Here is a 24,705-nt window from a genome sequence, read left to right on the forward strand (position 1 = left end):
CCGACCCCCCCCGTCAGCCCGTCGACAGTTTGTAGCCGGCGCCGCGTACGGTCCGGATCAGCAGTGGCTGCGCAGGGTCGTCCTCGACCTTCGCGCGTAGCCGCTGCACCGCCACGTCGACCAGTCGGGAGTCGCCGAGGAAGTCGTGGTTCCAGACCAGGTCCAGCAGCAGTTCCCGGGTGAAGACCTGACCGGGCCGGCGGGCCAGCTCCAGCAACAGGCGGAACTCGGTGGCGGTGAGCGCCACCTCCTGGCCGTGCCGGCGGACCACGAAGCCGCCCGGGTCGATCGCCAGGCCGCCGACCTCGATGACGGTCGAGGGGGTTGGCACGCTCACCCGGCGCAGCACCGAGCGAACCCGGGCCACCAACTCGGGCAGGTCGAAGGGCTTGCGCAGATAGTCGTCCGCGCCGCACTCCAGCCCGACCACCACGTCGATGGTGTCGGTGCGCGCGGTCAGCATCAGGATCGGCACCTGGCTGGTCCGCCGGATCTCCCGGCAGACCTCCAGACCGTCCAGGCCCGGCAGCATGATGTCGAGCACGATGAGGTCGACCGGGTGGGCGCGGAACGCGGCCAGGGCCTGCCGCCCGTCGACCGCGGTCTCGACCCGGAAACCGGCGCGGCGCAGACCGAGGGCGGTGACCTCCCGGATCGAGAAGTCGTCCTCGACCACCAACACGCGGCCCTCCATCACCCGAGGGTAGACCCGGCGCCACCATGCGTAGTCCTGGCAGAACGGTCGACATCGGCGGCCGGCTGGCCCCCTCCCGGCACTGCCCGACCGCTACGGTCAGTGCCTTCGGCACCCCTGAACCAGCTCACACGAAAGGGCACGACGTGAAACGTCATGGCTGCGTGATCCGACTCCGCCCCGAGCAGCGGGAGACCTACCTGCGGTTGCACGCCGCCGTCTGGCCGAGCGTGGAGAAGACGCTGCGCGAGGCGAACTTCCGCAACTACACCATCTTTCTCCACGACGACCTGCTCTTCGGCTATTACGAGTACGTGGGCGACGACTACGAGGCCGACCTGCGGCTGATCGCGGCGGACCCGCAGACGCAGGAGTGGTGGAAGCTGACTGACCCGTGCCAGGAGTCGATCGCCGAGCCCGGCTCGGGCGACTGGTGGGCCCCGATGCGCGAGGTCTGGCACCTGGCCGACGAGGCTTAGGTCAACAGTGTCGATCATGGAGTTGTGGTGCCCGTTTCGGGGACTGGCGGTCGCTTTGTCGCCCACCACAACTCCATGATCGACGAGGCGGGGAGTTCGGCGCTCGTTACTCACCGTCCATGGTGGGTCGACCGCGTGGCCCACGCCGAGCACCACCCGGCTGTGGCTGCCGGTGCCGGCGTGCACGAGCACGCGGGCAACCGCGCCGAACGCGCTGTAGTCCTCGAAGCCAGCGTGCCGTCGGCCGTTGGGCAGCCGAGCTGCGAGAATCGGTGGTCTGGCTCGTCCGCTATGTCCCGAGACTGCGTCGTCTCGAAAATTGTCGAAAGAATTGTGGGCGTGCTGTCGATTGGGATCGGTTCAGTTCGTAGCCCTGGTGAGAGCCCGGCATCACGACGGGCCGCACACCCACTGGAGGGCACGATGACCGACACTGCGAACACGACCCACGCCACCACGTCGAACGTCGGTGCGCTGATCCGGACCGGTGTCGCCGCCACGGTCGCGGCGAGCATCGCCACCATGGCCGTCGCCGCCGCCGGACACCTGGCCGGGATCAGCCTCGAGCTGGGCGGCGCCCCGATCCCCGTGACGGGGTTCGGCGTGCTGACCGCCGTCTTCTCGCTGATCGGCGTGATCATCGCCGCGTCGCTGGCGCGTTTCGCCCGGCGCCCCCGGCTCACGTTCGTCCGCACGACCGTGGTCCTGACGGTCCTGTCCCTGGTGCCGGACGTGATCGCCGACGCCGGGGCGACCACCAAGACGCTGCTGATGCTCACCCACCTCGTCGCGGCAGCGATCGTGATCCCCGCCGTGGCGCGCCGCCTGGCCGCCTGACCTGTTCCCTTCCCACCGAGCTACCGGAGGATCGTCATGAAGCAGTACCTGCTGTCCGTGCATTTCGTCGAGGGCGCACCGACGCCGTCCGACGAGGAGACGCAGACCATGTTCAGGGAGACCGGCCGGATCAACGACGACATGCAGGCCGCGGGCGCCTGGGTCTTCAGCGGGGGACTCACCTCGCCGGACAGCGCCACCGTCGTCCGGGTCGAGAACGGCACCACCGCCATGAGCGACGGGCCGTTCGCCGAGACGAAGGAGCACATCGCCGGGTTCTGGGTCATCAAGTGCGCGGACCTGGACGCGGCGCTGGCCTGGGCCGAGAGGTGCGCGGCGGCCTGCGGCCCGATCGAGGTGCGCCCCTTCGACGACCTGTCCCAGGCCTGACCAGCAGCCGGTCTCCCGACATGGACCTGGCGAGCATCTACCGCGCGGAGTACGGCCGCTGCGTCGCCACCCTGGCCCGCCTCCTCGGCGACATCAACCTCGCCGAGGAGGCCGTCCAGGACGCCTTCACCACGGCACTGCAGAAGTGGCAGACCCTGCCGCCGAACCCGGGGGCCTGGATCGTGACCACGGCACGCAACCGTGCCGTCGACCGTCTTCGCCGGGAGTCGACCCGCGAGGCCCGGCACGCCCAGGCCCTGCTGCTGTATCACCAGGATGAGCCCTCGGAGGTGGGACCGGTGCGCGACGACCAGCTGCGACTCATCTTCACCTGCTGTCACCCGGCGCTGGCTCCGCAGGCGCGGACGGCTCTCACCCTGCGCCTGCTGGGCGGCCTCGAAGTACCGGAGATCGCCCGTGCCTACCTGGTCCAGGAGGCGACCATCGCCCAGCGGATCGTGCGCGCCAAGAAGAAGATCCGCGACGCCGCGATCCCGTACCGGGTGCCGGCCGAACATGAGCTGCCGGACCGGCTGCCGCCCGTCCTCGCGGTGCTCTACCTGATGTTCAACGAGGGCTACGCGTCCACCGCCGGCCCGTTGATCAGAACGGACCTGTGCGCCGAGGCGATCCGGCTGGCCCGCGAACTCGCCGCGTTGATGCCCGACGAGCCCGAGGTCCTGGGCCTGCTCGCCCTGCTGCTGCTGACCGAGGCGCGCCGCCCGGCCCGGCTCGGCCCGACCGGCGACCTGGTGCTGCTGGCCGACCAGGACCGATCACTGTGGAGCCGGCCGCTGATCGCCGAGGGCCATGACCTCGTTCGCCGTTGCCTGCGCCGTAACCGGCCCGGCCCGTACCAGATCCAGGCCGCGATCAGCGCGGTGCACACCGACGGCGCCGCCACCGACTGGCCGCAGGTCCTGGCACTGTACGACCAGCTTTTCGCTCTCGCGCCAACCCCGGTCGTGGCGCTCAACCGTGCGGTCGCCGTCGCCGAGGTGCACGGACCGGCGGTGGCCCTCGCCGCGTTGGAGGGCATCGACCTCCCGGGCTATCACCGGCTGCCCGCCACCCGGGCCGAACTGCTCGCCCGGCTCGGACGCAACGACGAGGCCCGAGCCGCCTACGACCAGGCCGCGGCACTGGCCACCAACGAGACCGAGCGGGCCTACCTGCAGACCCGTCGCACCGAACTCACCCGTGAACGGAGAACATCATGACCGCTACCTACACCGTCGACGTCTTTTCCAGCCTCGACGGCTTCGGAACCACCAGTGGCAACTGGGGCGGCTACTGGGGGAAGCAGGGCCCCGAACTGCTCGCGCACCGCCTGTCCGTCTACAGCGCGGAGCAGCGCATGGTCTTCGGGGCCCACACGTACCGGGTGTTCGCGCAGATGCTGGCCGCGAGCACCGAGGAGTCCGAGGTCCGCGACGCCTGGGTGACCCAGATGAGGAACCTCCCGGCGACCGTGGTGTCGAACACGCTGGAAGGCCCCCTCGACTGGCCGGACGCGACCGTCGTGCGCGGTGACGCGGTCGACGTCGTCGCCCGGCTCAAGGAGGAGTCCGACGTGCCCCTGCGATCGCACGGCAGTCTGTCGTTGAACCGGGCGCTGATGGCCGCCGGGCTGGTCGACCTCGTCCAGGTGACGCTCTTCCCGGTGATCACCGGACAGACCGGCACCGAGCCGATCTTCCAGGGAGCGGCCGACTTCGACCTGGAGCTGATCGAGAGCCGGACCCTCGACGGTCGCACCCAGGAGCTCGTCTATCGGCCCACCCTGCACGTCTGAGTCATCCGTGCACCGCTACCCCTGCTTGAGAAACGCCGCCCCGTCGATGATGTCGGCGATCGCGTCGAACGGGTCGTACTGCCCAATCTCCTTGGCCAAGACCTCCGCCTGGGAGCGGTAGCCGGGGTCGTTCAGCACCGTCCGCACCGCGGCGCGCAACTCGGTGATCCCCGGCGTGCTGGTACGCAGATTGACTCCGGTGCCGGTCCACTCGACGCGGGCGGCCACCTCCGGCTTGTCCTCGCTGGCACCGGCGACCACCAACGGCACTCCGTGATACAGGGCGGTCTGCACCCCGCCGTAACCGCCGTTGGTGACCAGCGCGTCGGCGTGCGGGAGCAGCCGGTCGAACGGTACGAAGCTGGCCACCCGCACGTTGTCCGGCACGTCACGCAGGGCCTGGCGTACCAGGGCCGGGCCGTCCTCCCGTGCGGTGGCGGCCACGACGAGGACGTCGAGATCGGCAAGGGCGCGCACTGTGGGGATGACCAGGTCGTTCAGATCGCTGTTGGCGACAGTTCCCTGGGTGACGACAACCACCGGCCGACCGGACGACAGCTCAGCCCACCATGCCGGCTCCTCGTATTCGTCACTGCGGGAAGGAGGAAGCGTACCGACGAAGCGCAGGTGCGCCGGAAGGTCGCTGCGGGGGTACTCGAAGCCAGGCACGGTCAGCTGCAGGTAGTGGTCCGTACGGCGGAAGGGCGCGTCGAAAAGGTAGTCCGGCAGCGTCACGCCCAATGACGCGAGCGTTGCCTCGCCGATTGTCTGCAGAGCGGCAAAGATCTGGCGCGCCTCAGCGTTCATCGCTCGGTTGCGGGCGCGTGCCTCCTCGCCCGACGTCGGCAGTATTCCGAGGCCGAACGCCGGAGTGTCCTCGCTCTGGATCAGCAGGGGAACCGAGCCCAGCGTCACGAGCGTGGGGCGTTCCTCCGGCGCCATGGCGAGGCTGAGCGCCGGTATCGACCAGAATCCGAGCTCACCCAGCACCACGTCCGCGGGGAACTCGGCCAGCAGTGCCCGCAGACCCCGTAGCTGGGCGGGCAGGTGGCCCAGGAAGAAGTTCTCGAAGTCGAACGACAGCTGGGCTGGCCCTGGCGGCAGTGTGGCCCGTGCCGGAAAGAGTGTGTCCAACCTCCGGTCGTCGAGGTCGGCTTCCGGAGGTAGCGCCTGGAACCGCGCCCCGATCGCCAGAGCGCGCTCCGCGAACCGGGAACCGGTGTACACGACCACCTCGTGACCACGCCCGACCAGGTCCGCCGCGACCGTGAGGACTGGGCTCACGTGCCCCTGAAAGGGGGTCGCTCCAACTATCACCTTGGCCATGCGCGTCTCCTCATGTCGACGTGGTTGCCCAAACGGAAAAACAGCCCAGCCTGTCGGCACCCGCGCAAGTCAGCTGTCCATGCTCGGGTGCTGCGGTGCTTGTACGTCCGCGACCTGAATGATCGTCTTGCCCGGCGCGCGGTGGTGACGGGCGAACGCCGAGGCCGTTTCGTGCAGCGGCCGGACGCCGCCGACGATGGGTTTGAGCCGTCCGCTCCGCAGACGCTGGGCGAGGTCGATCAGCCGGGCGCGATCAGGCTCGACGACGAAGAAGACGGCTCGCCCGTCCTTCGGTTGAACGGTGGGTGGCGCGGCGATGGTGACGACGGTGCCGCCCGGGCGTACCAGGTCGGTCGATCGCTGGAGGATGTCACCGCCGATCACGTCGAGCACCACGTCCACCTCGCCGACCTGGTGCAGGTCGTCAGCGTCCAGGTCGACGAAGGTCTGCGCGCCGAGAGCGAGCGCGAGATCACGGTCGTCGGCTCGGCCGGTGCCGATCACGTGGGCGCCCACCTCCCGCGCGAGTTGAACGGCGATCGAGCCGACGCCGCCCGCGGCACCGTGAATCAGGACGGTCTGGCCCGGCGCGAGGTGGGCGTGGTCGAACAGTGCCTGCCATGCGGTCAGTCCGGAGATGGGCAGCGCCGCGGCCACGGCGTGGTCGATGTCTGCCGCCAGCGGAGCGAGGTTGCGAGCCTCCACCGCCGTGTACTCGGCCAGGGATCCGTTGCGCGCCCAGTCGGTCAGCCCGAACACCCGTTGGCCCACGGTGAGCCCGGTGGTTCCGTAACCGAGTTCGACAACGACTCCCGACAGCTCGTGCCCGGGGATGGTGGGTGTCCGGTCGCGGCCGGCGCGATCGGTCCACGTCGCCGGCCAGTCGAGTTCGCCGGGGGTGAAACCGGCGGCGTGGACGCGCACGATGACGTCGTTCTCCGCGGCATGGGGGTACGGCATGTCGGTGAGGGTGAGCCCGCCGACACCCGCGTGACGGTCGCTTACGGTGATCGCTCGCATGGGCGTCCAATCAACTCGGCCAGGGCGAACCGACGATGCGTTCGACCGTCGTCACGCGCTGGAAGCCGGGGATGAAGTGTTCGAGGATGTCGGAGTTCACGGTGCCGTTCGTGGTCTCCGGGCGGTTCCTCAGCCCGTCGACCTGGGCACGCAGGAACTCGTTCTTGAAGTCCCCTCGCGGGTGGGCGGCGAGGATGTCGCCCAGTTGATCGTGTTCCAGCCCGTCCAGACCGAGGCCGAGCACGTCGGTCAGGACGCCGAGGTACGTGGTGGCGATCTCCGGACCCATCCGGTCCGGAATGCCCGGCGAGGTGTGCAGCGCGATCGCCGTCCACACGGTCTCGGCGGCGGCGGTGGAGAAACCCCGGCCCAGAAGGAACGCGCGCGCGTGGTCGGCGCCGTCGATCTCGAAGCGCTGCTCGACGTCGGAGAACGGGGTCAGGAGGCCGGTGTCGTGGAACATGGCCGCCAGATAGAGCAGCTCCGGGTCCGGTTTCACGCCAAGCCTGCGAGCGTGAATCAGACCGAAGAGGAAGACCCGCCGGGAGTGGTGGTAAATGACCGGTCTGGTCGTTTCCTGGATGTGCCTGGTCGCTGCGGCTACCGCCGCCGTCTCAGGAATCTCCAATCCCCCGATGACCTCTGACATGTCCTCCGACCTTCCGGCAGTGTGCGGACGTGCTGACGTCGTCCATGCTGCCCACCGATCGTTCTACGCCGCCGCCCTCGTCCGGCCAGGAATCCCTCATATCCGGACACGGTTCATGGTCGGTAACGGCGTGCTACCAATGAGCGGTGCTGAACACCGGACCGCATCGCGTCGCGATCTTCGTCTACGACGGGGTGACGTTGTTGGATGTCGCCGGTCCGGCGGAGGTGTTCAAGGAGGCGAACCGCTTCGGCGCCGACTACCGGATCGTGCTGCTGTCGCCGACCGGGGAAGATGTCACGTCAAGTCTCGGGGTTCGGTTGGCGGTCGATGGTGCCGTTTCTGCCGAGCCCGCCTTCGACACGCTCCTGGTGGCCGGGTCCGACCACTATCCGCGCGCCCAGGTGCCCGCGGACCTGGCCGACGCCGTACGCCTACCGGTGGCGGCGGCGGGAAGGGTCGCCTCGATCTGCACCGGGGCGTTCGTGCTCGCCGCCGCTGGTGTCCTCGACGGGAAGCGTGCGACCACGCACTGGCAGGTCGCGCACGAGCTCGCCGCGCGGTACCCAGCGTGCCGCGTCGAGCCGGACGCGATCTACGTTCGCGACGGCACCACGTACACCTCGGCGGGGGTGACGGCCGGTATCGACCTGGCGCTCGCGTTGGTCGAGGAGGACCACGGGCCCGACCTGGCGCGCGACGTCGCACGCGCCCTGGTGGTGTACATGCAGCGCGCGGGTGGCCAGTCCCAGTTCTCCGCGCCTCTGCAGGGACCGCCGCCCCGCTCGGCGGCGCTACGGACGATCACCGACGTGGTGACGGCGAACCCCCGTGGGGAGCACTCGCTCACCGAACTCGCCAGACACCTCAACGTGAGCACCCGGCAGCTCACCCGACTCTTCCACGACGAGTTGTCCACCACGCCGGCCCGCTACGTGGAGAACATCCGCTTCGACCTGGCGAGGGCGTTGCTCGACCAGGGCCACACCGCGACGCAGGCCGCGACCCTCGCCGGTTTCCCCAGCTACGAGAGCATGCGACGGGTCTTCGCCCGGAAGCTGTCGATCAGCCCGGCCGCCTACCAACGCCGGTTCGCTACGGCTCGCCGCGCCCAGCCGGGTTAGCGCTTCGCCTGGCCGTCCGCCTCAACTGGGCGGACGGCCAAGCGGATCGGCCGGCTCCGATCACCACTGGTGGGCGACGTCGAGCACCACCCGGCTGTGGGTGCCGGGACCGGCGAGCACGAGCACCCGGAAGGGCAACCGCGCCCGTACGCCGACGGCGAAGGTGCTGTAGCCCTCGAAGCTGCCGCCGAACACCACGTCGCGCAGCGTCGGGTAGCGCAGCAGGTTCGCCACGTGCTCGCCGACCGCGTACTGCACGGTGCCGAGGTGGTCGTCGTCGTACGTCGGGGCCCGCAGCGAGACCCGCAACAGCGCTCCGCCGGCGGTGTACGGCGACAGCGCCAGGCCTTCACCCTCGGTCCACGTCTCGCCGTAGCCGATCGCGTAACCGTCGACCGGGCCGTTGAACTCGAACACCACCCGGTCGTAGCAGTCGTGCCGGCCGGTCCGTACGTCGATCAGCGGGGCGTCGCTCAGCGCGCCGGCCGTCTTGTCCGCGCTGCCCCAGGTGATGCCGCAGTACGCCGCCGTGGTCGTGGTGCCCGCGGCGGTGCTGCTGCCGGCGCTGGCGACCAGCCCGGCGAGGACGACCGCCAATGCGGTGAGTGCGCTCCTGATCCTCATGGTGGTTTCTCCGTTCGGTACCGGGGTCACGTCGCGGCGGCGCTGCCGGTGACCCTCTGCCACCACCGTCGTCCTGCCCCGGCACGGGCGCTTCGCCGCGGCGTAACCGCTGGGTAACAGCGTCCACGTCGCCGATATGACGCTTCCGCTATGCCGAACATCGACCGCCGTCACATTAATATCTACGTTCATCGATGACCCGGTGGTCGACGGCCGCCGGACGACCGCAGGGGAGTGCCCGATGTTCCGAGGACAACTGAGACGCGCGGCGCTGGCCATGCTGGTGGCGATCCTGGCGGCGGCCGGGATGCAGCTCGCCACCGGTACGCCGGCCGCCGCCGTCCGGACCGTCTACTACGACGCGAGCCGGACCGGCGAGTTCCGCACCAACTTCGACCAGGCGGCGCAGATCTGGAACAGCCGGGTCAGCAACGTCCGACTCCTGGCCGGCACCCCGGCCAGCATCACCATCTACGTCGACGAGGGCTGGCCCCGCGCGCAGCCGAGCGGTCTCGGCTCGGGCCGGATCTGGATGGGCCGCACGGCCGTCAACCAGGGCTACGACCGCACCCGCATCGCCACCCACGAAGTCGGCCACATCCTGGGCCTGCCGGACCGGCGCACCGGCCTCTGCTCCGACCTGATGTCCGGTAGCAGCGCACCGGTCTCCTGCCGCAACGCGAACCCCAGCGCGGCCGAGGCGAGCCGGGTGAACTCGCTGTTCGCCGGCACCCTGGCCGCGCCGGCCAGCACGACGTACACCTGGAACGGCGCCTCGGACATCAGCCCGCTGGTGGTCGGCGGCCGGCCGGCCACGGAGAACTACCCCTTCATGGTGTACGTCTCCGGCTGCACCGGCACGCTGATCAAGGGCAACTGGGCGGTCACCGCCAAGCACTGTTCGACGCCGTCCTCGGTGCGGGTGGGCAGCATCAACCGCTCCAGCGGCGGGACCGTGGTGCGGGTGACCCGGGCGGTGAACCACCCGAGCGTCGACGTCAAGCTGTTGCAACTGGCCAGTTCGGTCACGTACGCGCCGGCCCCGATCCCGAGCACCTCGGGTGCGGTCGGTACTGCCACCCGGATCATCGGCTGGGGTCAGACCTGCGCCCCGCGGGGCTGTGGTTCGGCCCCGGCGGTGGCCAACGAACTCGACACGTCCATCGTGGCCGACAGCCGGTGCTCCGGCATCAACGGCCCGTACGAGATCTGCACCAACAACACCAACGGCAACTCCGGCGCCTGCTACGGCGACTCGGGTGGCCCGCAGGTGCGCCGGGTCAACGGAGTGTGGAACCTGATCGGCGCCACGAGTCGGGCCGGCAACAACAACTCCACCTGCGCCACCGGCCCGTCCATCTACGTCGACCTGCCGTCGATCCGATCGTGGATCTCCACTCAGGTGGGTGGCCTGCCGGTCTGACCATCAGCGACATCGCGGGCGGGGGCGAGCGCCAGACGCGTCCCCGCCCCGGTGTGCCCGGTGTCACCCACGAGATCCCACGATGAAGTACGGTGCGTGGCATATCGGCACATCGGAGGTGGCGTCATGCCTACCGTCGTCGTTCTCGCGCTGACCCTCGCCCTCGCACCCGCGCCGTCCCCGTCGGCCACCTCCAACCCGCTCGGTGACATAGTCGGCGGCGTCGGCCGGATCGTCGACGACCTGCTCGGTGGCGGCACGCCGAGTGCCGCTCCGACGCCGAGCGACGCCCCCACCGGGGCGGCCACGCCGAGTCGGCCACCGGTCACCGGTCGGCCCAGTCCGGCGGAACCCACCGCGATTCCCAAGCCCGCCCGGTCGGCTGGCGGTGTCCCCGTACCCGCAGCATCCGATCGCCGCACCGCTGGGGAGGACACCGGCACCCCCGAGACCGTCGTGCCGCCGCGCGCCGGCGACACCCCCGCACCGGTCGCCCCGCCGGCGCTCGCCAACCCCACCCGCAATGCCTGGCCACCCGTGTCGTACCTGCTGGTCGTGGCGGTCCTCGCGGTGCTGGCACTGCTGCTCCTGCGCCGCCGGGCCCCGGTTCCCGCCGCCGCCGTGCCCGGGCCGGACCCCGGACCCGTACCGGATTCGGGCCCGGAGCCGGATTCCGGCCCGGTGCCGGACAACGTCAGCCGATTGCCGACCAGCCTCAACGCCATCTACGAGATGGGCCGGCAGGACGAGCGACTCGAGCAGGAACGCCGCCGGCGAACCTGAGGGCACGCCGTCCTCACGACGCCGAGTAGGCGCCCTCACGCCGGGGGATCGCGTCGTCGTACGCCCCGACCGGCCCGCTGTAGCGGGCCTTGCCCTTCGGGTACGGCCAGGCGTTCGCGGTGCAGCCGTGCAGGCCCAGCGTCTGCTGCTGCATCACCGGCGCCGGCCGGCCCCGCCCGGGGCACCGCTCGTGGCCGTACCCGAGTTTGTGCCCCACCTCGTGGTTGACCATGTACTGCCGGTATGTCTCCAGCGTCGCGCCGTAACCCGGCACCCCCTTGACCCAGCGCGCCACGTTGAGCACCACCCGGCCACCGTTGCGGCAGGAGGTGTAGGCGTCCGGCACGTCCTGGCAGAGGGTGTCGCGGGTGCCGGGGGTCGCCAGGTAGATGGTGAAGTCGGTCGGTTCGCCGGCACCGACCCGGCGCAACCGCCACGCCCCGCCCGCCGTCCACCCGCGTGGGTCGTTCAATGTCGTGGTGATCGCCGTGGCGATGTCCTTCGTCGGCAGGCCCCGGATGTCGCGCTCCACGGCGACCCGGTAGCGCAGCAACCGGCCGGCCGTCGCGCGCCCGGGGGTCGTCTCGCCGGGCGCCACCGACCAGTGGTTGCCGCCGGTGGCGGGGTAGCTGACCGGGATGACGGGCGCGGGATCGGGTCGGACCTCGGCGGCCCCGGTCGGCCGACCGACAGGTGTCGCCGGTCCGTTGGGCAGCGGCCCGGCGGCGACCGGGTCGATGGCGGGTTGCCCGGCGGCGGGCAGGCCGCACCCGGTGAGCAGCGCCACCACCAGCAGCGACGCCATCGATGCGGGACCCCAGCGGCGGGTAGCCTTCGTCGACATGTCTCTCCCCTCGCGCGTCGCTCGGCGGCGGCGCGGAGGAGAAGACGGGTGACCGCGTCGAAAAGTTGATGTGACCCAGGGCTCAACCTTTTGCCGGTCTCGCCCGTCTCTAGCTCTGTGGCACGGGGAGGGTTCGCGGTGGCGCGGGGTGACGCGGATTTCGTCGAGTTCGCGCGGGCGGCGTCCGCGCGACTGGTACACGCCGCGTTCCTGATGACCGGTGACCACCACCAGGCCGAGGACGCCGCGCAGACCGCACTGGTGCGCACCTACGCGTCGTGGTCGCGGATCCACGACGACGACGCCTACGGGTACGCCCGCCGCACGCTGGTCAACCATCTGGTCGACGGGTGGCGGCGGCCGATGCGGGAGTACCCGACCGACGAGGTGCCGGAGCAGCGGCGCGGCGACGTGGCCGACGAGGTGACCACCCGGCGCTGGTTGATCACCATCCTCGGTGCGCTCAGCCCCCGGGAGCGCGCCATCGTGGTCCTGCGCTACTACTTCGACCTGCCGGAGGCGCAGGTGGCCCGGGAACTCTCCGTATCCGTCGGCACGGTCAAGAGCACCAGCTCACGAGCGCTGGAGAAGTTGCGCAGCGCCACGCCCCGCACGGCCGACGAGGAGGCGCGTCGATGAGCGAACTGGACCGGCTCCGCCATGCCATGCGCGCGACCGAACGCCCCGACGCCGTGCTCGACCTGGCCACCGTGATGCGCGAGGGACGTCGGCTGCGTACCCGTCGGCGCGTCGCCGGAGCCGGGGCGGCGACGCTCGCGACCGGCCTGGCCGCCGTGGTCGTGGTGGTGGCGGTCGGCGCGTCCGGGCCCGGCGATCCGGCGCCGACCCAGCACCCACCGCCGGTCGCCGTTGCTCCACCGTCGATCGGTGTCTCGCCGTGGGCGGAGAAGTCGCTGGGCGCCACGCCACCGCCGACGGTGGGCCGCGACGAGCCGCCACCGAAGCCGCTGGGCCAGATCGTGGACAGCGGGGTGCGGCACGGCGCCGAGCGTCGGGTCTACTACTTCGTCCCGGTGTCCGTACCCGGTGAACACAAGGTGTCCATCGGACTGGCCGCCGGTCGCCAGGCTCCGGACGGCTCGTTGAGCACCGACATCCTGGTCAACGACGTGGAGGGCAGCGACCGCAGCGCCGGGTTCCACCAGATCGGCTACGACGAGCGCCTCGCCGCGCCGGTGCCCACCTTCGGTTACTTCGTCGGCCCCGCCAAGCGGATCATCGGCACGGTCGGCGGTCGGCAGGTCGACGCCCGAGTGGCGCCATGGAGTGGCGACAAGCAGGTGCTGATCTTCTGGTTCGACCCGGCGCGGCTCACTCCGGGGGAGCGGCTGGACGGCATCATCGCCCGCGACGCCAGCGGCCGCCGCCTCTGACGCGCTGACGGCCGGTCAGGCCGGCCGGGCCGACTCGATCGGCGCTCAGGCCAGTCGACGCTCGATGGTCACCGTCGTCCCCTCGGCGGTGGAGACCAGCCGCACATCGCCGTAGGCGTTCATCAGCAACGCGCCGCGCCCCCGGTCCATCGCCGGCCGGCGGTCCCGCCAGGTGCCGAAGTCCCGTACCGAGATCCGGACCAGCCCGCCACCCACCTGGACGCGCACCCGCACCTCCGGGCGGCTGGGCCGCTGCGCGTGCTCGACGGCGTTGTTCATGGCCTCGGAGGCGGCGAGCAGGAGATCTTCCAGCACGTCCGGGTCGACGTCCAGCTCGCTCAGTGCGCCCCGGACGTCCCGACGCATCGCGGCGGCGGAGGTGGGTGCGGACGGGTACGTCCATCCGACGTCGAGGAGGTCGCCCAGCCCGTCCGGGTCGGCCGGCCCCTCCAGGACCACGGACTCGTCACGGACGGGCTCGACCACCGGGGTCGGCGGAACGGGGCCGATCGGGGCGGGTCGGGCCGGGGAAGCCGCGGTAGCGACCGTCGTCGGGTCGCCGCCGATCACCACGGCGGGGGTACGGTCGCGGGCTCGGCGGATGCTGGCCCGGATCCGGGCGATCAACTCGGCCGCGGCGAACGGTTTCACCAGGTAGTCGTCGGCGCCCAGGCTCAGGCCCTCCACGCTGGCCTCCCCACCGGCGCGGGCGGAGAGCACCAGCACCGGCAGCGTCCGGGTCGTCGGGTCGGCGCGTAGTCGGCGCACCAGGTCGAAGCCGTCCAGCACCGGCATCATCACGTCGGTCAGGACCAGGTCGGGCAGATCACGGTGGATCTCGTCGAGGGCCTGCCGGCCGTCGGTGACGGCCCGCACCCGCCAGCCCTGGCCGGTGAGCAGCCGGGTGAGGTACGCCCGCATGTCGGCGTTGTCGTCGGCGAGCAGGATCCGGGCCCCGGACAGCTCGTCCGTGGCCGGCCCGGACGCCGGATCGGGCCCGGTCAGCGCGTCGTCCGGTTCGGTGAGCCAGCCCATTGCCGCCTCGACGGCGGCGCGGGCCGCGTCACCCCGCCCGTCCACTGCCGGCCCGGTGACCGCGGTGCGGTGCGCCGCCGACCAGGGCAGCGTCACGGTGAACCTGCTGCCGAAGCCCACCTGACTGGTCACGCGGACGTCGCCGCCCTCCAGCCGGGCCAACTCGTGCACCAGGGCCAGGCCGATGCCCGTGCCCTCGTGACTGCGCGAGCGCGCGCCCCGCACCCGGTGGAAGCGTTCGAAGAGCTTCGGCAGGTCCCGTTCCGCGATGCCGATGCCGGTGTCCGCGACGGTGAGGCGCACTTCCTCGTCGTCGGCGTCGAGGGTGACCCGGATGCGGCCGATGAACGTGTACTTCAGCGCGTTGGAGAGCAGGTTCGTGACGATGCGTTCCCAGTTGACCGGATCGACCGCGACCGGCCGGGGCAGCGGTGGGCAGCTCACCTCCAGAGTCAGCCCGGCCCGCTCGACGGCGGCCCGGAACACCCCGGCGAGCTCGGCGGTCAGCGCGGCCAGATCCACCACCCGGGCGTCGCTGCGCGCCCGCCCGGCCTCCAGGCTGGAGAAGGTGAGCAGGCTGTTGACCAGCGTCAACAGTCGGGTGGCGTTACGCCAGCCGGTCTCCACCCGCTCCCGCTGCACCGCCGCCAACGGGGCGGTGGCGTCGGTGAGGGCGTCGGTCAGCGGGCCGAGGATCAGGGTCAACGGGGTACGGAACTCGTGGCTGACGTTGGCGAAGAAGTCGGTCTTGACCCGGTCCAGTTCCGCCATCGCCTCGATCCGGCGCCGCTCCTCCTCGTACTCCTGGGCGTTGCGCATCGCCACGGAGATCTGCTGGGCGAGCAGTTGGTGGAAGGAGCGGTACGCCTCGTCGAGCCCTCGGCTGGGGCTGACCCCGGCGAGCAGGACGCCGAGCGGCTGATCCTCGTCGGCGGAGGGCAGCGGCAGCGCCAGTGCGGTGCGGACCGGGTCGTTCCACGGGCCGGCGGGCAGCGGCAGCCGGTCGGCGACATCGATCACCTGGGTCGCCCGGCCCTCGGCGGCGTCCGCCAGCCCCCAGGCGTACGCGGGCGGGCCCGGGTCGGTCAGCTCGACGGCGTCCGGCAGGGCCCGAGCGTGCCCCTGGTCGCCGCCGGTGCAGGCGACCCGGCGCAGGGCCGTGCCGTCGCGCAGGTAGATGGCGGCGAACGGCACGTCCAGGGGGTGGCCGTCGATCACGTCGATCAGCCGAGCGCCGGTGGCGTCCACGTCGACGGTCCGCCCGTCGCCGAGCACGGACAGGTCGCGCAGGAGACGGAGCCGGCGTTCGCCGACCACCTGCTGGGTGACCTCGCTGCACACGGTCAGTACGCCGACGGTGCGGCCGTCGTCGTCGCGGGCCGGGGCGTGCGAGACGCTGAAGTACGCCTCCTCGCGGTAGCCGGCCCGCTCCAGCAGCAGTTGCAGCGCGGGGACCCAGCTGGCAACCCCGGTCGCCATGGCCTCCTCGATCAGCGGGGCGAGCACGTGCCAGCCCTCGGCCAGCGTCACCCGGACGTCGTCGCCGAGCGCGGCGGGGTGCTTGTCGCCGATCAGCGCCGAGTACGCGTCGTTGTAGAGCTGGGAGTAGCTCTCGCCCCAGAGCAGCAGCATGGGGTACCGCGAGGAGAGCACCATCCGGACGGCGGCGCGCAGGCTCTGCGGCCATCCGCCGACCGGGCCCAGCGGGGTGTGGGCCCAGTCCAGCTGTGCCATCAACCGCCCGGTGTCGCCGCCGCCGACGAACAGGTCTGTGCTGGGTCGTGTCACGCTCGATCCGACCCCATCGCAAGCCCCCGTTCCGGGCCCAACGACCCCTGCCGCGTTACCTACCCATCCTGACACCTCTACTCACCTGTGCCGACGCCGGTACCCACCGTCGAACCGGCGGCGGTTCGGGACGAACGACTGATGCCCAGTAGATCGATATCTGTAAGTCTCTCGGGTATCTCTCCAACCCCGAGGAGCCCCCATGAGAGGCAGAACGCTGAGCGCGGGAATCGCGCTCGCCGTGTTCGCCGGGATGACGGTGACGCTGGCCACCCAGCCGGCGACCGCGTCACCTTCGACCGCGACGACGGCGGTGACCCGGCCGATCGCCGCGGCCGCCGCCGCGTTGGCCGCACCGGACATCTCCGTCACCAACGTCCAGGCGCACCTGACCCAGTTCAACACCATCGCCACCAGCAACGGCGGCAACCGCCGGGCCGGCTCGGCCGGCTACACCGCCTCGCTCAACTACGTCAAGACCAGGCTCCAGGCGGCCGGCTACACCGTCAGCGAGCAGTACTGCTCCAGCTGCACGTACCCCTCGAACAACCTGATCGCCGAGTGGCCCGGCGGCCCGACCGACCAGGTGGTCATGTTCGGCGCGCACCTGGACGGCGTCTCGGCCGGTCCGGGCATCAACGACAACGCCACCGGCTCGTCGACCCTGCTGGAGAACGCGCTGGTCCTGGCCGCGCAGAACCCGACCATGACGAAGAAGGTGCGGTTCGCCTGGTGGACCGACGAGGAGCAAGGGCTCAACGGCTCCCGGTTCTACGTCAACTCGCTCAACGCCACCCAGCGCGGCTACATCAAGGGCTACTACAACTTCGACATGGTCGGCTCGACCAACGGCGGCTACTTCATCAACCGGGTCACCTCGACCACGGCGGCGCCGCTGAAGGCGTACTGGGACTCGCTGGGCCTGCAACCGGAGGAGAACGTCGAGGGCCAGGGCCGCTCCGACGACTACTACTTCCAGCAGGCCGGCATCCCCACCTCGGGTTACGCCGCTGGCGCCAGCGCCCGCAAGACCAGCGCCCAGGCCGCCAAGTGGGGCGGCACCGCCAACTCCGCGTACGACCCCTGCTACCACCGCGCCTGTGACACCACCGCCAACGTCAGCGCGACGGTGCTGAACCGGGCGGCCGACGGTGTCGCGTACGCGCTGTGGCAGCTCGCCGTGGGTGGCGGCACCCCCACCAACGACTTCTCCGTCGCGGTCAGCCCCACGACGCGCACCGTCGCGCGGGGCGCCAGCACCACCGCGACGGTCTCCACCGCCACCACGGCCGGCTCGGCGCAGTCGGTGAGCCTGTCCGCCTCCGGCGCGCCCAGCGGGGTGAGCGTCTCGTTCAGCCCGTCCTCGGTGACCTCCGGCGGCTCGTCGACGATGACCCTGACCGCGTCGGCCAGCGCGGCGACCGGCACCTTCACCATCACGGTCACCGGCACCGGCTCGGTCACCCGCACCGCCAGCCTCACCCTCACCGTGACCGGCACCGGCGGCTGCGCCGGCGGCCAGGTGATCGCCAACGGCGGCTTCGAGAGTGGCACCACGCCGTGGACCGCGTCCTCCGGGGTGATCACCAACTCCAGCAGCAAGCCGGCCCGGACCGGGTCGTACAAGGCGTGGCTCAACGGGTACGGCAGCACCCGCACCGAGACCCTGTCCCAGTCGGTGACCGTGCCGGCCGGGTGCGCCAGCTACACGCTGTCGTTCTGGACGCGCATCGACACCGCCGAGACGACCACGTCCACGGCGTACGACAAGCTGACCGTGCGGATGGGCTCGACCACGCTGGCGACGTACTCGAACCTCAACGCCTCCAGCAGTTACGTCCAGCGCACGCTCAACGTGGCCGCGTACGCCGGGCAGACGGTGACGCTGACGTTCACCGGCACCGAGGACTCCTCGCTGCAGACCAGCTTCGTGATCGACGACGTGACGCTGCAGGCGAGCTGACCGCGTACCCCGTCAGGCGGGCCGTCGCCGGTGTTCCCGGCGGCGGCCCGTCGCCGTCACGGGTCAGGGCAGTTGCGGGTAGAGCGCGCCCACCCCGCCGGCGAGCCCGGCCTGGACCTGCCGACTGATGTCGTCGGCGACGATCTCGTACGCGTCGGCCTCGATGCCGTCCACGCCGATGCGGGCGATCGACGCCGGGTCGGACTTGGGGCCGGTGACGTCGGCGGCCATGTCGGTGTCCAGGTAGCCGACGTGCAGGCCGGCGACCCGGACGCGCCGGTCGGCGAGTTGGACGCGCAGCACGTTGGTCATCGCCCACTCGGCGGACTTGGCGACGCTGTAGGCCGGGTGGATCGGGGAGCCGAACCAGGAGAGCACGGAGAGCACGTTGAGGACCGTTCCACCGCCGTTGCCGGCGATGACCGGCGCGAACGCCCGGATCGTCGACAGGGTGCCGATGTAGTGGGTCTCCAGCTCCAGCCGGATGAGGTCCAGGTCGCCGTCGAGGAGGTCGGTCCGGGTGTCGATGCCCGCGTTGTTGATCAGCAGGTTCACGCCGCCGGCCAGCTCGGCGGCGGCGGCCACCGAGGCGGGGTCGGTGATGTCGAGGCGGACCGGCGTCACGCCGGGTAGGTCGACGCTGTCGGGGTTGCGGGCGCCGGCGTAGACGGTGGCGCCCCGGGCGAGGAGTTCGGCGGCCAGGTGCCGGCCGAGGCCACGGTTGGCGCCGGTGACGAGGGCGGTGCTTCCAGCGATCTTCATGGCCGTCACGCTATCCGACCTGACTTCTGCCAAGCAAAGTCAGCTATGTCACGAGGGTGAGCCGACCGGATCGGGAATACGACCCGGATGCGGCCACAGCCGGACCGGTGACGACTCGTATCCTTTCCGCGAACCTCCGTGCGAGCCGAGATGGGAGACGGTGTGAGCAACCAGGCCGAAACGTTGGAATTCCAGGCCGAGGCGCGTCAGCTCCTCCAGTTGGTGGTCCACTCGATCTATTCGAACAAGGACGTCTTCCTGCGGGAACTCATCTCGAACGCGTCCGACGCACTGGACAAGCTCCGACTGGCCACCCTCGTCGACAAGGACCTCGTCGCCGACACCGACGACCTGCACGTCGCCTTGGAGATCGACCGCGACGCCCGCACCCTCACCGTGCGGGACAACGGCATCGGGATGACCCGCGACGAGGTCGTCCAGCTGATCGGCACGATCGCCAAGTCGGGCACCGCCGAGCTGCTGCGCCAACTGCGCGAGTCCGCCGACGCCCACGCCAAGCAGGACCTCATCGGCCAGTTCGGCGTCGGTTTCTACGCCGCGTTCATGGTCGCCGACCGGGTCACCCTGCTGACCCGCAAGGCCGGCGAGACCGGCGGCACCCGCTGGGAGTCCACCGGCGAGGGCACGTACTCGATCGAGGCGGTCGACGAGGCGCCGCAGGGCACCACGGTGACGCTGCACCTCAAGCCGGCCGACACCGAGGACAACCTGCACGACTACACCGCCGAGTGGACCGTCCGCGAGATCGTCAAGCGCTACTCCGACTTCATCGCCTGGCCGATTCGGATGAGCGTCGAACGCCCCGGCGCCGACGGTGAGGCCGCCACCCGCGAGGTGCAGACCCTCAACTCGATGAAGGCACTCTGGGCGCGGCCCCGAGACGAGGTCGACGCCGCCGAGTACAACGAGTTCTACAAGCACGTCAGCCACGACTGGGCCGACCCGCTCGAGGTCGTGCACATGAAGGGCGAGGGCACCTTCGAGTACGAGGCGCTGCTCTTCCTGCCCAGCCACGCCCCCCTGGACCTGTTCTCCCCGCAGGGCCGCCGTGGCGTCCAGCTCTACGTCAAGCGCGTCTTCATCATGGACGACTGCGAGGCGCTGGTCCCGACCTACCTGCGCTTCGTCAAGGGTGTGGTCGACGCGCACGACCTGTCGCTGAACATCTCCCGGGAGATCCTCCAGCAGGACCGGCAGATCCAGATCGTCCGCCGCCGCCTGGTCAAGAAGGTCCTCGCCACGGTCAAGGACCTCAAGGCCAACCACGCCGAGCGCTACCGCACCTTCTGGACCGAATTCGGCGCGGTGGTCAAGGAAGGGCTGATCGACGACACCGACAACCGGGACACCCTGCTGGACATCCTGTCGGTGGCCTCCACCAACGACCCGGCCGAGCCCACCGACCTGGCCGGCTACGTGTCGCGGATGAAGGACGGCCAGAGCGACATCTGGTACGCCACCGGCGAGTCCCGGGCCGCCATCGAGAACTCTCCGCACCTGGAGGCGTTCCGGGCCAAGGGGCACGAGGTGCTGCTCCTCACCGACCAGGTCGACGAGGTGTGGGTCGAGCGGGTCGGCACGTACGACGGTCGGCCACTGCGCTCGATCGCCAAGGGCGAGATCGACCTGGACACCGACGAGGAGAAGCAGCAGGCCGAGGCCGAGCGCGAGCAGCAGCGACAGGAGTTCGCCGGGCTGCTCGACTGGCTGGGGACCACCCTCACCGACAGCGTCCGGGAGGTTCGCCTCTCGTCCCGGCTCACCACCTCACCGGCCTGCGTCGTCGGCGACGCCCACGACCTCACCCCGACCTTGGAGAAGATGTACCGAGCGATGGGGCACGAGATCCCCACGACCAAGCGGATCCTGGAGATCAACCCCGGTCACCCGCTGGTGTCGGGGCTGCGCAAGGCCCACGAGCAGGGCAGCGACACCGCCGCCCTGACCGAGACCGCCGAGCTGCTCTACGGCCTGGCGGTGCTCGCCGAGGGCGGTGAGCTGACCGACCCGGCCCGCTTCACCCGGACGCTCGCCGACCGGCTGGCCCGCACGCTGTAGCCGTAGGGGGATCGCTCGCCCGCAGCTAACGTGACGCGTCCCGCACGAGAGGGTGGAGTCCGTCGGTGCTCAGGATGGTGCTGCGTACGTCAGCTGCTGTGGTGGCCGTCTGTACGGTGACCGCGTGCGGTACCTCACCGGCTCGTACAGCGGACCGGTCAGCGGGCGAAGCGATCCCCTCCGCGGCGCAGGCGACGGGCTCGGCCACAGCCACGAAGCCGCCCAACCCAGCAGTTCCGGCGACGGGCGGGCCGGGCTACTCCGCGGCGTTGTCCGCACGCCTGGTCGCCACGGACTCGGTGCCGCCAGGATTCACTGTGAAGATTGCGACAGTCATGTCGCCTGATTCTGGGGAGCAACGCTCAGACGCCTGCTCGGGCAGCATGACCCCGCTGTTGTCAGCGAGGCGGCTGACCGGGACTCCGTCAGCGATGGCCGCGGCCACCCTCAGCTATGACGCGGGCCCGGATGACCTGTGGGTGGGGACCGAAGTCCTCAGGACATACGCCGATGACGGTGCACGACGAGCAATGGCCGACCTGCGAACCTTGATCGGCCGTTGTCCCACCGTCGCGTCGTCCAGCCAGGGCGGCAGCCGTCGCTTCGCAGTGGCACCAGGGCCGCGGTTGGGAGATGACAGTCTTCGCGTCAGGTGCAGCGCGACGTACGGTGCTGACACGCTGGAATGCGACAGCGTCCTCGTCCGGATCGGAACCACTCTGGTGGTCATTCAGGAGGAGGGCAACAAACCCGGTGGTGACAGATTCCTGGACCAGCTCGCCGAAGCTGCGCTCCGCAGATATCAGGCGACCGCCTGAATCGAACTGTCAGGCCGGGCTGTGGCCGTGTTCGCCACGCCTGCTGTGCCGACCTGATCGGAAACGGTCCACGATGGTTACTGCACAGACGTCGATCGCCCGCAACCGCTGCGGGACCCGCCCCGCGTGCCCCGGTGAAGAAGTTCACAGGGGGTGGGCGACCGTCACCGACCGTGCCTAACGTCGGTCGGGTTCGCCATTGCGGACACCACGGCCGGCAACGCCAAATCCTGCCCCCGGTCGTCGGAACCCAGTCACCCGGGCAGGAGCGGGGGACCCACACGTTCCTCGGTGCATGTCACCTCGGGGTGAAGCCGCCACCGCGCGGCCGGGCTCCTCGGCCCGAACCCGACAGCTCACCTCGCCGGCGTGGAGGAAGCTCACATGACGTCTGTCTACACCCCCCGTCATCGACGGGTCACCACCCGCCGCCTCGCCGTCGGCACCCTTGCCGTTGGCGCGGTCACCGGCGCCGTCGCCCTCTTCGGGCCGGCCGCCCCGGCGCAGGCCGCCGTCAACTGGGACGCGATCGCCAAGTGCGAGTCCGGCGGCAACTGGAAGATCAACACTGGTAACGGGTACTACGGCGGGCTTCAGTTCTCGCAGAGCACCTGGGCCGGTTACGGCGGCAAGAAGTACGCCGCCCGCGCCGACCTGGCCAGCCGCGGCGAGCAGATCGCCATTGCCGAGAAGGTGCTCGACGGACAGGGCATCGGCGCGTGGCCGACCTGCGGCAAGAAGGGTGGCTCCGCGACCAAGCCCACCGCGAAGCCGTCGACCAGATCCACCGAGAAGTCGACGACGTCGACCGCGAAGCCCACCAAGCCGCAGGAGCGGTCGTCGCGTGGCGAGCAGCCGGCGACCCGTGACCACCAGCGCACCGCGCCGGTGGCGGGCGGCCAGACGTACCTGGTCAAGTCGGGCGACACCCTGTCCGAGATCGCTGCCGACCAGCGGGTGGCCGGCGGCTGGCAGGCCCTGTACGAGGACAACCGGCAGGTGGTCGGCGCAGACCCGGGTCTGATCTTTCCGGGTCAGCGGCTCAGCCTCTGACGGATGACACACGAACGCTCGGCCGGTGACCCGGCCGAGCGTTCGTGTGTGTCGTGCTGTCAGCCCGGGTGCCCGTACCTCGTGCGGGCCGCCGTCACGCCGCCGAGGCGGACGCCTTCGGCCCTCGATGCGACGCTGCCGGGCCGGCGTTCCAGCCCCAGCGGGAGGCTGGCACCGGGGACTCCCCGGGACGGCCCGCGCCCACGTCGTCACTGTCGTCGCCGTCGGTGGTCCTCCCGACCGAGTCGGGCGTGCTGCGGGACAGTCGCAGCGACTGCTCGGCGCCGTTGCGGGCCGCGCACGGCCAGGACTGCCCGGCGCACTGGAGGTTGCGGCACTGGTCCTCGTCGTCCGGCTCGTGTGCGCTCAGCACGTCGATCGCCAACTGCCACAGCAGCGGGTCGGTCACGTCGTGCGGACGCTCGGCGGTGCGACTCGGTCGGTTGCTGGTGTCGTCGGACATGGTGGGCCCCCCTCGTCAGGCTGTACCCCTCAAGGGTCACCCGTCAGCCGCCGGCTAAACCGCCGACCTGCTGTGATGTGTCTCTGATCGCAGCTCGGCCGTGGACGCCGCACGCTTATCGGTCAGTCCGGCAGAAGTGGCATCTCCACGCCCGGCTCCCGGCCGAGCAACACCGCCCGCGTGAGCGCCGCTGATCCGAACCGGTCGCGGACCGCGTCGACCGCAGCGTCCAGATGGGAGCCGGGGTCTGGCTGGAACGGCAGCTCAGGCTGGACCGGGTTGTCGTCGAGGTTGCCCACGGAGACACCGATCAGGGTGATGCCTCGGCGATCGATCTCGGGCAGCGCGGCCCGCAACAACGTCCGCGCGGCGGTGAGTAGCGCCGTCGTGTCGGCGGTCGCCTTACCCACCGTGTGCGAGCGGGTCGCCCGGGTGTAGTCGCCGAAGCGCAGCCGCAACACCACGGTGCGGCCCGACCGCCCGGCCGTCCGCATCCGCCGGCTGACCCGGTCGACCAGCCCGGCGAGGATGGCGTCCAGTTCCGTCGAGGCGTGCGGGCTGCGACTCAGCGCGTGCTGCGCGCCCATCGAACCGCGTCGCCGCCCCACCTGCACCGCCCGGGGGTCGCGATTGTGCGCCAGAGCGTGCAGGTGCCGGCCGGCACCCGCGCCGAGCAGCGACACCAGCGCCGCCTCACCGAGGCGGGCCACCTCCCCGACGGTACGGATCCTGCGTTCGCGCAGCTTGGCGGCCGTGACCGGGCCGACGCCCCAGAGCCGTTCCACCGGCAGCGGGTGCAGGAACGCCAGCTCGGCGTCCGGTGCGACCACCAGGAGGCCGTCCGGTTTCGCCACGCCGCTGGCCACCTTGGCCAGGAACTTCGTGCGGGCCACCCCCACCGTGATCGGCAGGTGGACCCGGTCGCGGACGTCCCGGCGCAGTCGTTCGGCGATCTCGGCCGGTGGCCCGACCAGCCGCCGCAGACCACCCACGTCGAGGAAGGCCTCGTCGATGGAGAGCCCCTCGACCAGCGGTGTGGTCTGCCGGAAGATCTCGAAGACCGCCCGGCTCGCCGCCGTGTACGCCGACATCCGCGGCGGCACGACGATCGCGTCCGGGCACAGCCTTCGCGCCTGCTGGCCGCCCATCGCGCTGCGGACGCCCCGCGCCTTCGCCTCGTAGCTGGCAGCGAGCACCACGCCGCCACCGACGATCACCGGCCGCCCACGCAGGCGCGGGTCGTCACGCTGCTCGACCGACGCGTAGAACGCGTCCAGGTCGGCGTGCAGGATGCTGGCGCCGTGCGACACGTACACATGTTCGCATGGCGTCCGGCGAATGCGGCAGTGAGCTGGGCGAACG

Annotated in this window: 23 protein-coding genes, 1 pseudogene and 1 riboswitch; of the genes and pseudogenes, 14 read left to right on the forward strand and 10 right to left on the reverse strand. The window is 70.8% G+C overall.

The window, feature by feature from the left end; translation table 11 throughout:
• Nucleotides 1-13: 13 nt before the first annotated feature.
• The gene (locus tag ACFYP0_RS16465; protein WP_124858065.1) at nucleotides 14-694 is read right to left on the reverse strand and encodes a response regulator transcription factor; all 681 of its coding nucleotides are present in this window, start codon (nucleotides 692-694) and stop codon (nucleotides 14-16) included.
• Between the two features lie 146 nt (nucleotides 695-840).
• On the opposite strand from ACFYP0_RS16465, the gene ACFYP0_RS16470 reads away from it, so the two are divergent.
• The 5 genes from ACFYP0_RS16470 (at nucleotide 841) to ACFYP0_RS16490 (ending at nucleotide 4,195) form a co-directional block, all read left to right on the forward strand.
• Nucleotides 841-1,173 (forward strand): L-rhamnose mutarotase, encoded by a 333-nt coding sequence (locus ACFYP0_RS16470; RefSeq protein ID WP_112587778.1) that lies wholly within the window; start codon nucleotides 841-843, stop codon nucleotides 1,171-1,173.
• Nucleotides 1,174-1,248: 75 nt separating this feature from the next.
• Nucleotides 1,249-2,010, forward strand: coding sequence for a DUF6069 family protein (locus ACFYP0_RS16475; RefSeq protein ID WP_356980463.1), 762 nt, complete (start codon nucleotides 1,249-1,251; stop codon nucleotides 2,008-2,010).
• Nucleotides 2,011-2,046: 36 nt separating this feature from the next.
• A complete protein-coding gene (locus ACFYP0_RS16480) occupies nucleotides 2,047-2,400 on the forward strand; it encodes a YciI family protein (protein WP_124858059.1) in 354 nt (117 codons plus the stop codon).
• 20 nt (nucleotides 2,401-2,420) lie between these two features.
• Nucleotides 2,421-3,620: an RNA polymerase sigma factor gene (locus ACFYP0_RS16485; protein WP_124858057.1), complete on the forward strand. Its 1,200-nt coding sequence runs from the start codon at nucleotides 2,421-2,423 to the stop codon at nucleotides 3,618-3,620.
• Complete coding sequence (locus ACFYP0_RS16490) at nucleotides 3,617-4,195, forward strand: dihydrofolate reductase family protein (protein ID WP_124858055.1); 579 nt, start codon at nucleotides 3,617-3,619, stop codon at nucleotides 4,193-4,195. The genes ACFYP0_RS16485 and ACFYP0_RS16490 overlap by 4 nt, the downstream gene beginning before the upstream one ends.
• A gap of 15 nt (nucleotides 4,196-4,210) precedes the next feature.
• Here ACFYP0_RS16490 and ACFYP0_RS16495 read toward each other — a convergent pair whose 3' ends face one another.
• From ACFYP0_RS16495 to ACFYP0_RS16505, 3 genes are all read right to left on the reverse strand, one after another.
• Nucleotides 4,211-5,479, reverse strand: a complete 1,269-nt coding sequence (locus ACFYP0_RS16495; RefSeq protein ID WP_158629608.1) for a nucleotide disphospho-sugar-binding domain-containing protein — start codon at nucleotides 5,477-5,479, stop codon at nucleotides 4,211-4,213.
• A gap of 111 nt (nucleotides 5,480-5,590) precedes the next feature.
• Nucleotides 5,591-6,481: an NADP-dependent oxidoreductase gene (locus tag ACFYP0_RS16500; protein ID WP_244219008.1), complete on the reverse strand. Its 891-nt coding sequence runs from the start codon at nucleotides 6,479-6,481 to the stop codon at nucleotides 5,591-5,593.
• 70 nt (nucleotides 6,482-6,551) lie between these two features.
• Nucleotides 6,552-7,190 carry an HD domain-containing protein gene (locus ACFYP0_RS16505; RefSeq protein WP_124858049.1) on the reverse strand — a complete coding sequence of 213 codons (639 nt, stop codon included), beginning with the start codon at nucleotides 7,188-7,190 and terminating at the stop codon, nucleotides 6,552-6,554.
• Nucleotides 7,191-7,336: 146 nt separating this feature from the next.
• On the opposite strand from ACFYP0_RS16505, the gene ACFYP0_RS16510 reads away from it, so the two are divergent.
• Nucleotides 7,337-8,314: a GlxA family transcriptional regulator gene (locus ACFYP0_RS16510; RefSeq protein ID WP_208741191.1), complete on the forward strand. Its 978-nt coding sequence runs from the start codon at nucleotides 7,337-7,339 to the stop codon at nucleotides 8,312-8,314.
• A 60-nt stretch (nucleotides 8,315-8,374) separates the two neighbouring features.
• On the opposite strand, the gene ACFYP0_RS16515 is transcribed toward ACFYP0_RS16510, so the two are convergent.
• A complete protein-coding gene (locus ACFYP0_RS16515) occupies nucleotides 8,375-8,938 on the reverse strand; it encodes an AMIN-like domain-containing (lipo)protein (RefSeq protein WP_124858047.1) in 564 nt (187 codons plus the stop codon).
• A gap of 307 nt (nucleotides 8,939-9,245) precedes the next feature.
• Between ACFYP0_RS16515 and ACFYP0_RS16520 the strand changes: the two are divergent.
• The 3 genes and pseudogenes from ACFYP0_RS16520 to ACFYP0_RS16530 form a co-directional block, all read left to right on the forward strand.
• Nucleotides 9,246-9,653 (forward strand): annotated as a pseudogene (locus ACFYP0_RS16520) (snapalysin family zinc-dependent metalloprotease); the annotation flags it as partial.
• A gap of 3 nt (nucleotides 9,654-9,656) precedes the next feature.
• Nucleotides 9,657-10,361, forward strand: a complete 705-nt coding sequence (locus ACFYP0_RS16525) for a S1 family peptidase (protein ID WP_425271323.1) — start codon at nucleotides 9,657-9,659, stop codon at nucleotides 10,359-10,361.
• Nucleotides 10,362-10,487: 126 nt separating this feature from the next.
• Nucleotides 10,488-11,144, forward strand: coding sequence for a hypothetical protein (locus tag ACFYP0_RS16530; protein ID WP_355501737.1), 657 nt, complete (start codon nucleotides 10,488-10,490; stop codon nucleotides 11,142-11,144).
• 13 nt (nucleotides 11,145-11,157) lie between these two features.
• Here ACFYP0_RS16530 and ACFYP0_RS16535 read toward each other — a convergent pair whose 3' ends face one another.
• A complete protein-coding gene (locus tag ACFYP0_RS16535) occupies nucleotides 11,158-11,988 on the reverse strand; it encodes a DUF3152 domain-containing protein (protein WP_124858041.1) in 831 nt (276 codons plus the stop codon).
• A 138-nt stretch (nucleotides 11,989-12,126) separates the two neighbouring features.
• Here ACFYP0_RS16535 and ACFYP0_RS16540 point away from each other — a divergent pair, with 138 nt between their 5' ends.
• Nucleotides 12,127-12,627, forward strand: a complete 501-nt coding sequence (locus tag ACFYP0_RS16540) for a SigE family RNA polymerase sigma factor (protein WP_124858039.1) — start codon at nucleotides 12,127-12,129, stop codon at nucleotides 12,625-12,627.
• Nucleotides 12,624-13,382, forward strand: a complete 759-nt coding sequence (locus tag ACFYP0_RS16545) for a hypothetical protein (RefSeq protein WP_124858037.1) — start codon at nucleotides 12,624-12,626, stop codon at nucleotides 13,380-13,382. The genes ACFYP0_RS16540 and ACFYP0_RS16545 overlap by 4 nt, the downstream gene beginning before the upstream one ends.
• A gap of 45 nt (nucleotides 13,383-13,427) precedes the next feature.
• Here ACFYP0_RS16545 and ACFYP0_RS16550 read toward each other — a convergent pair whose 3' ends face one another.
• Nucleotides 13,428-16,205, reverse strand: a complete 2,778-nt coding sequence (locus ACFYP0_RS16550; RefSeq protein ID WP_355501740.1) for an ATP-binding protein — start codon at nucleotides 16,203-16,205, stop codon at nucleotides 13,428-13,430.
• 202 nt (nucleotides 16,206-16,407) lie between these two features.
• On the opposite strand from ACFYP0_RS16550, the gene ACFYP0_RS16555 reads away from it, so the two are divergent.
• Nucleotides 16,408-18,168 (forward strand): M28 family peptidase, encoded by a 1,761-nt coding sequence (locus ACFYP0_RS16555; RefSeq protein WP_124857321.1) that lies wholly within the window; start codon nucleotides 16,408-16,410, stop codon nucleotides 18,166-18,168.
• A 63-nt stretch (nucleotides 18,169-18,231) separates the two neighbouring features.
• On the opposite strand, the gene ACFYP0_RS16560 is transcribed toward ACFYP0_RS16555, so the two are convergent.
• Nucleotides 18,232-18,930 (reverse strand): SDR family oxidoreductase, encoded by a 699-nt coding sequence (locus ACFYP0_RS16560; RefSeq protein ID WP_124857319.1) that lies wholly within the window; start codon nucleotides 18,928-18,930, stop codon nucleotides 18,232-18,234.
• 150 nt (nucleotides 18,931-19,080) lie between these two features.
• Between ACFYP0_RS16560 and htpG the strand changes: the two genes are divergently transcribed.
• Both htpG and ACFYP0_RS16570 read left to right on the forward strand, forming a co-directional pair.
• Nucleotides 19,081-21,009, forward strand: a complete 1,929-nt coding sequence (gene htpG, locus ACFYP0_RS16565; RefSeq protein ID WP_112734437.1) for a molecular chaperone HtpG — start codon at nucleotides 19,081-19,083, stop codon at nucleotides 21,007-21,009.
• A 1,029-nt stretch (nucleotides 21,010-22,038) separates the two neighbouring features.
• A riboswitch (cyclic di-AMP (ydaO/yuaA leader) is annotated at nucleotides 22,039-22,211 on the forward strand.
• A complete protein-coding gene (locus ACFYP0_RS16570; protein ID WP_356980478.1) occupies nucleotides 22,212-22,880 on the forward strand; it encodes a transglycosylase family protein in 669 nt (222 codons plus the stop codon).
• 94 nt (nucleotides 22,881-22,974) lie between these two features.
• Here ACFYP0_RS16570 and ACFYP0_RS16575 read toward each other — a convergent pair whose 3' ends face one another.
• The gene (locus ACFYP0_RS16575) at nucleotides 22,975-23,343 is read right to left on the reverse strand and encodes a hypothetical protein (RefSeq protein WP_355501744.1); all 369 of its coding nucleotides are present in this window, start codon (nucleotides 23,341-23,343) and stop codon (nucleotides 22,975-22,977) included.
• 122 nt (nucleotides 23,344-23,465) lie between these two features.
• A complete protein-coding gene (gene dinB / locus ACFYP0_RS16580) occupies nucleotides 23,466-24,653 on the reverse strand; it encodes a DNA polymerase IV (RefSeq protein WP_355501746.1) in 1,188 nt (395 codons plus the stop codon).
• Between the last annotated feature and the right edge of the window lie 52 nt (nucleotides 24,654-24,705).

This window comes from Micromonospora arida, from assembly GCF_042873195.1.
Lineage (GTDB): Bacteria > Actinomycetota > Actinomycetes > Mycobacteriales > Micromonosporaceae > Micromonospora > Micromonospora arida.

Excerpts from the sequence above, each read along its gene's own strand:
- ACFYP0_RS16465 (WP_124858065.1), bottom strand. The coding sequence starts at position 694 with ATGGAGGGCCGCGTGTTGGTGGTCGAGGACGACTTCTCGATCCGGGAG.
- ACFYP0_RS16475 (WP_356980463.1), top strand. The coding sequence starts at position 1,249 with ATGATCGACGAGGCGGGGAGTTCGGCGCTCGTTACTCACCGTCCATGG.
- ACFYP0_RS16480 (WP_124858059.1), top strand. The coding sequence starts at position 2,047 with ATGAAGCAGTACCTGCTGTCCGTGCATTTCGTCGAGGGCGCACCGACG.
- ACFYP0_RS16485 (WP_124858057.1), top strand. The coding sequence starts at position 2,421 with ATGGACCTGGCGAGCATCTACCGCGCGGAGTACGGCCGCTGCGTCGCC.
- ACFYP0_RS16490 (WP_124858055.1), top strand. The coding sequence starts at position 3,617 with ATGACCGCTACCTACACCGTCGACGTCTTTTCCAGCCTCGACGGCTTC.
- ACFYP0_RS16500 (WP_244219008.1), bottom strand. The coding sequence starts at position 6,481 with ATGCCGTACCCCCATGCCGCGGAGAACGACGTCATCGTGCGCGTCCAC.
- ACFYP0_RS16505 (WP_124858049.1), bottom strand. The coding sequence starts at position 7,190 with ATGTCAGAGGTCATCGGGGGATTGGAGATTCCTGAGACGGCGGCGGTA.
- ACFYP0_RS16515 (WP_124858047.1), bottom strand. The coding sequence starts at position 8,938 with ATGAGGATCAGGAGCGCACTCACCGCATTGGCGGTCGTCCTCGCCGGG.
- ACFYP0_RS16530 (WP_355501737.1), top strand. The coding sequence starts at position 10,488 with ATGCCTACCGTCGTCGTTCTCGCGCTGACCCTCGCCCTCGCACCCGCG.
- ACFYP0_RS16535 (WP_124858041.1), bottom strand. The coding sequence starts at position 11,988 with ATGTCGACGAAGGCTACCCGCCGCTGGGGTCCCGCATCGATGGCGTCG.
- ACFYP0_RS16545 (WP_124858037.1), top strand. The coding sequence starts at position 12,624 with ATGAGCGAACTGGACCGGCTCCGCCATGCCATGCGCGCGACCGAACGC.
- ACFYP0_RS16555 (WP_124857321.1), top strand. The coding sequence starts at position 16,408 with ATGAGAGGCAGAACGCTGAGCGCGGGAATCGCGCTCGCCGTGTTCGCC.
- ACFYP0_RS16560 (WP_124857319.1), bottom strand. The coding sequence starts at position 18,930 with ATGAAGATCGCTGGAAGCACCGCCCTCGTCACCGGCGCCAACCGTGGC.
- htpG (WP_112734437.1), top strand. The coding sequence starts at position 19,081 with ATGGGAGACGGTGTGAGCAACCAGGCCGAAACGTTGGAATTCCAGGCC.
- ACFYP0_RS16570 (WP_356980478.1), top strand. The coding sequence starts at position 22,212 with ATGACGTCTGTCTACACCCCCCGTCATCGACGGGTCACCACCCGCCGC.
- ACFYP0_RS16575 (WP_355501744.1), bottom strand. The coding sequence starts at position 23,343 with ATGTCCGACGACACCAGCAACCGACCGAGTCGCACCGCCGAGCGTCCG.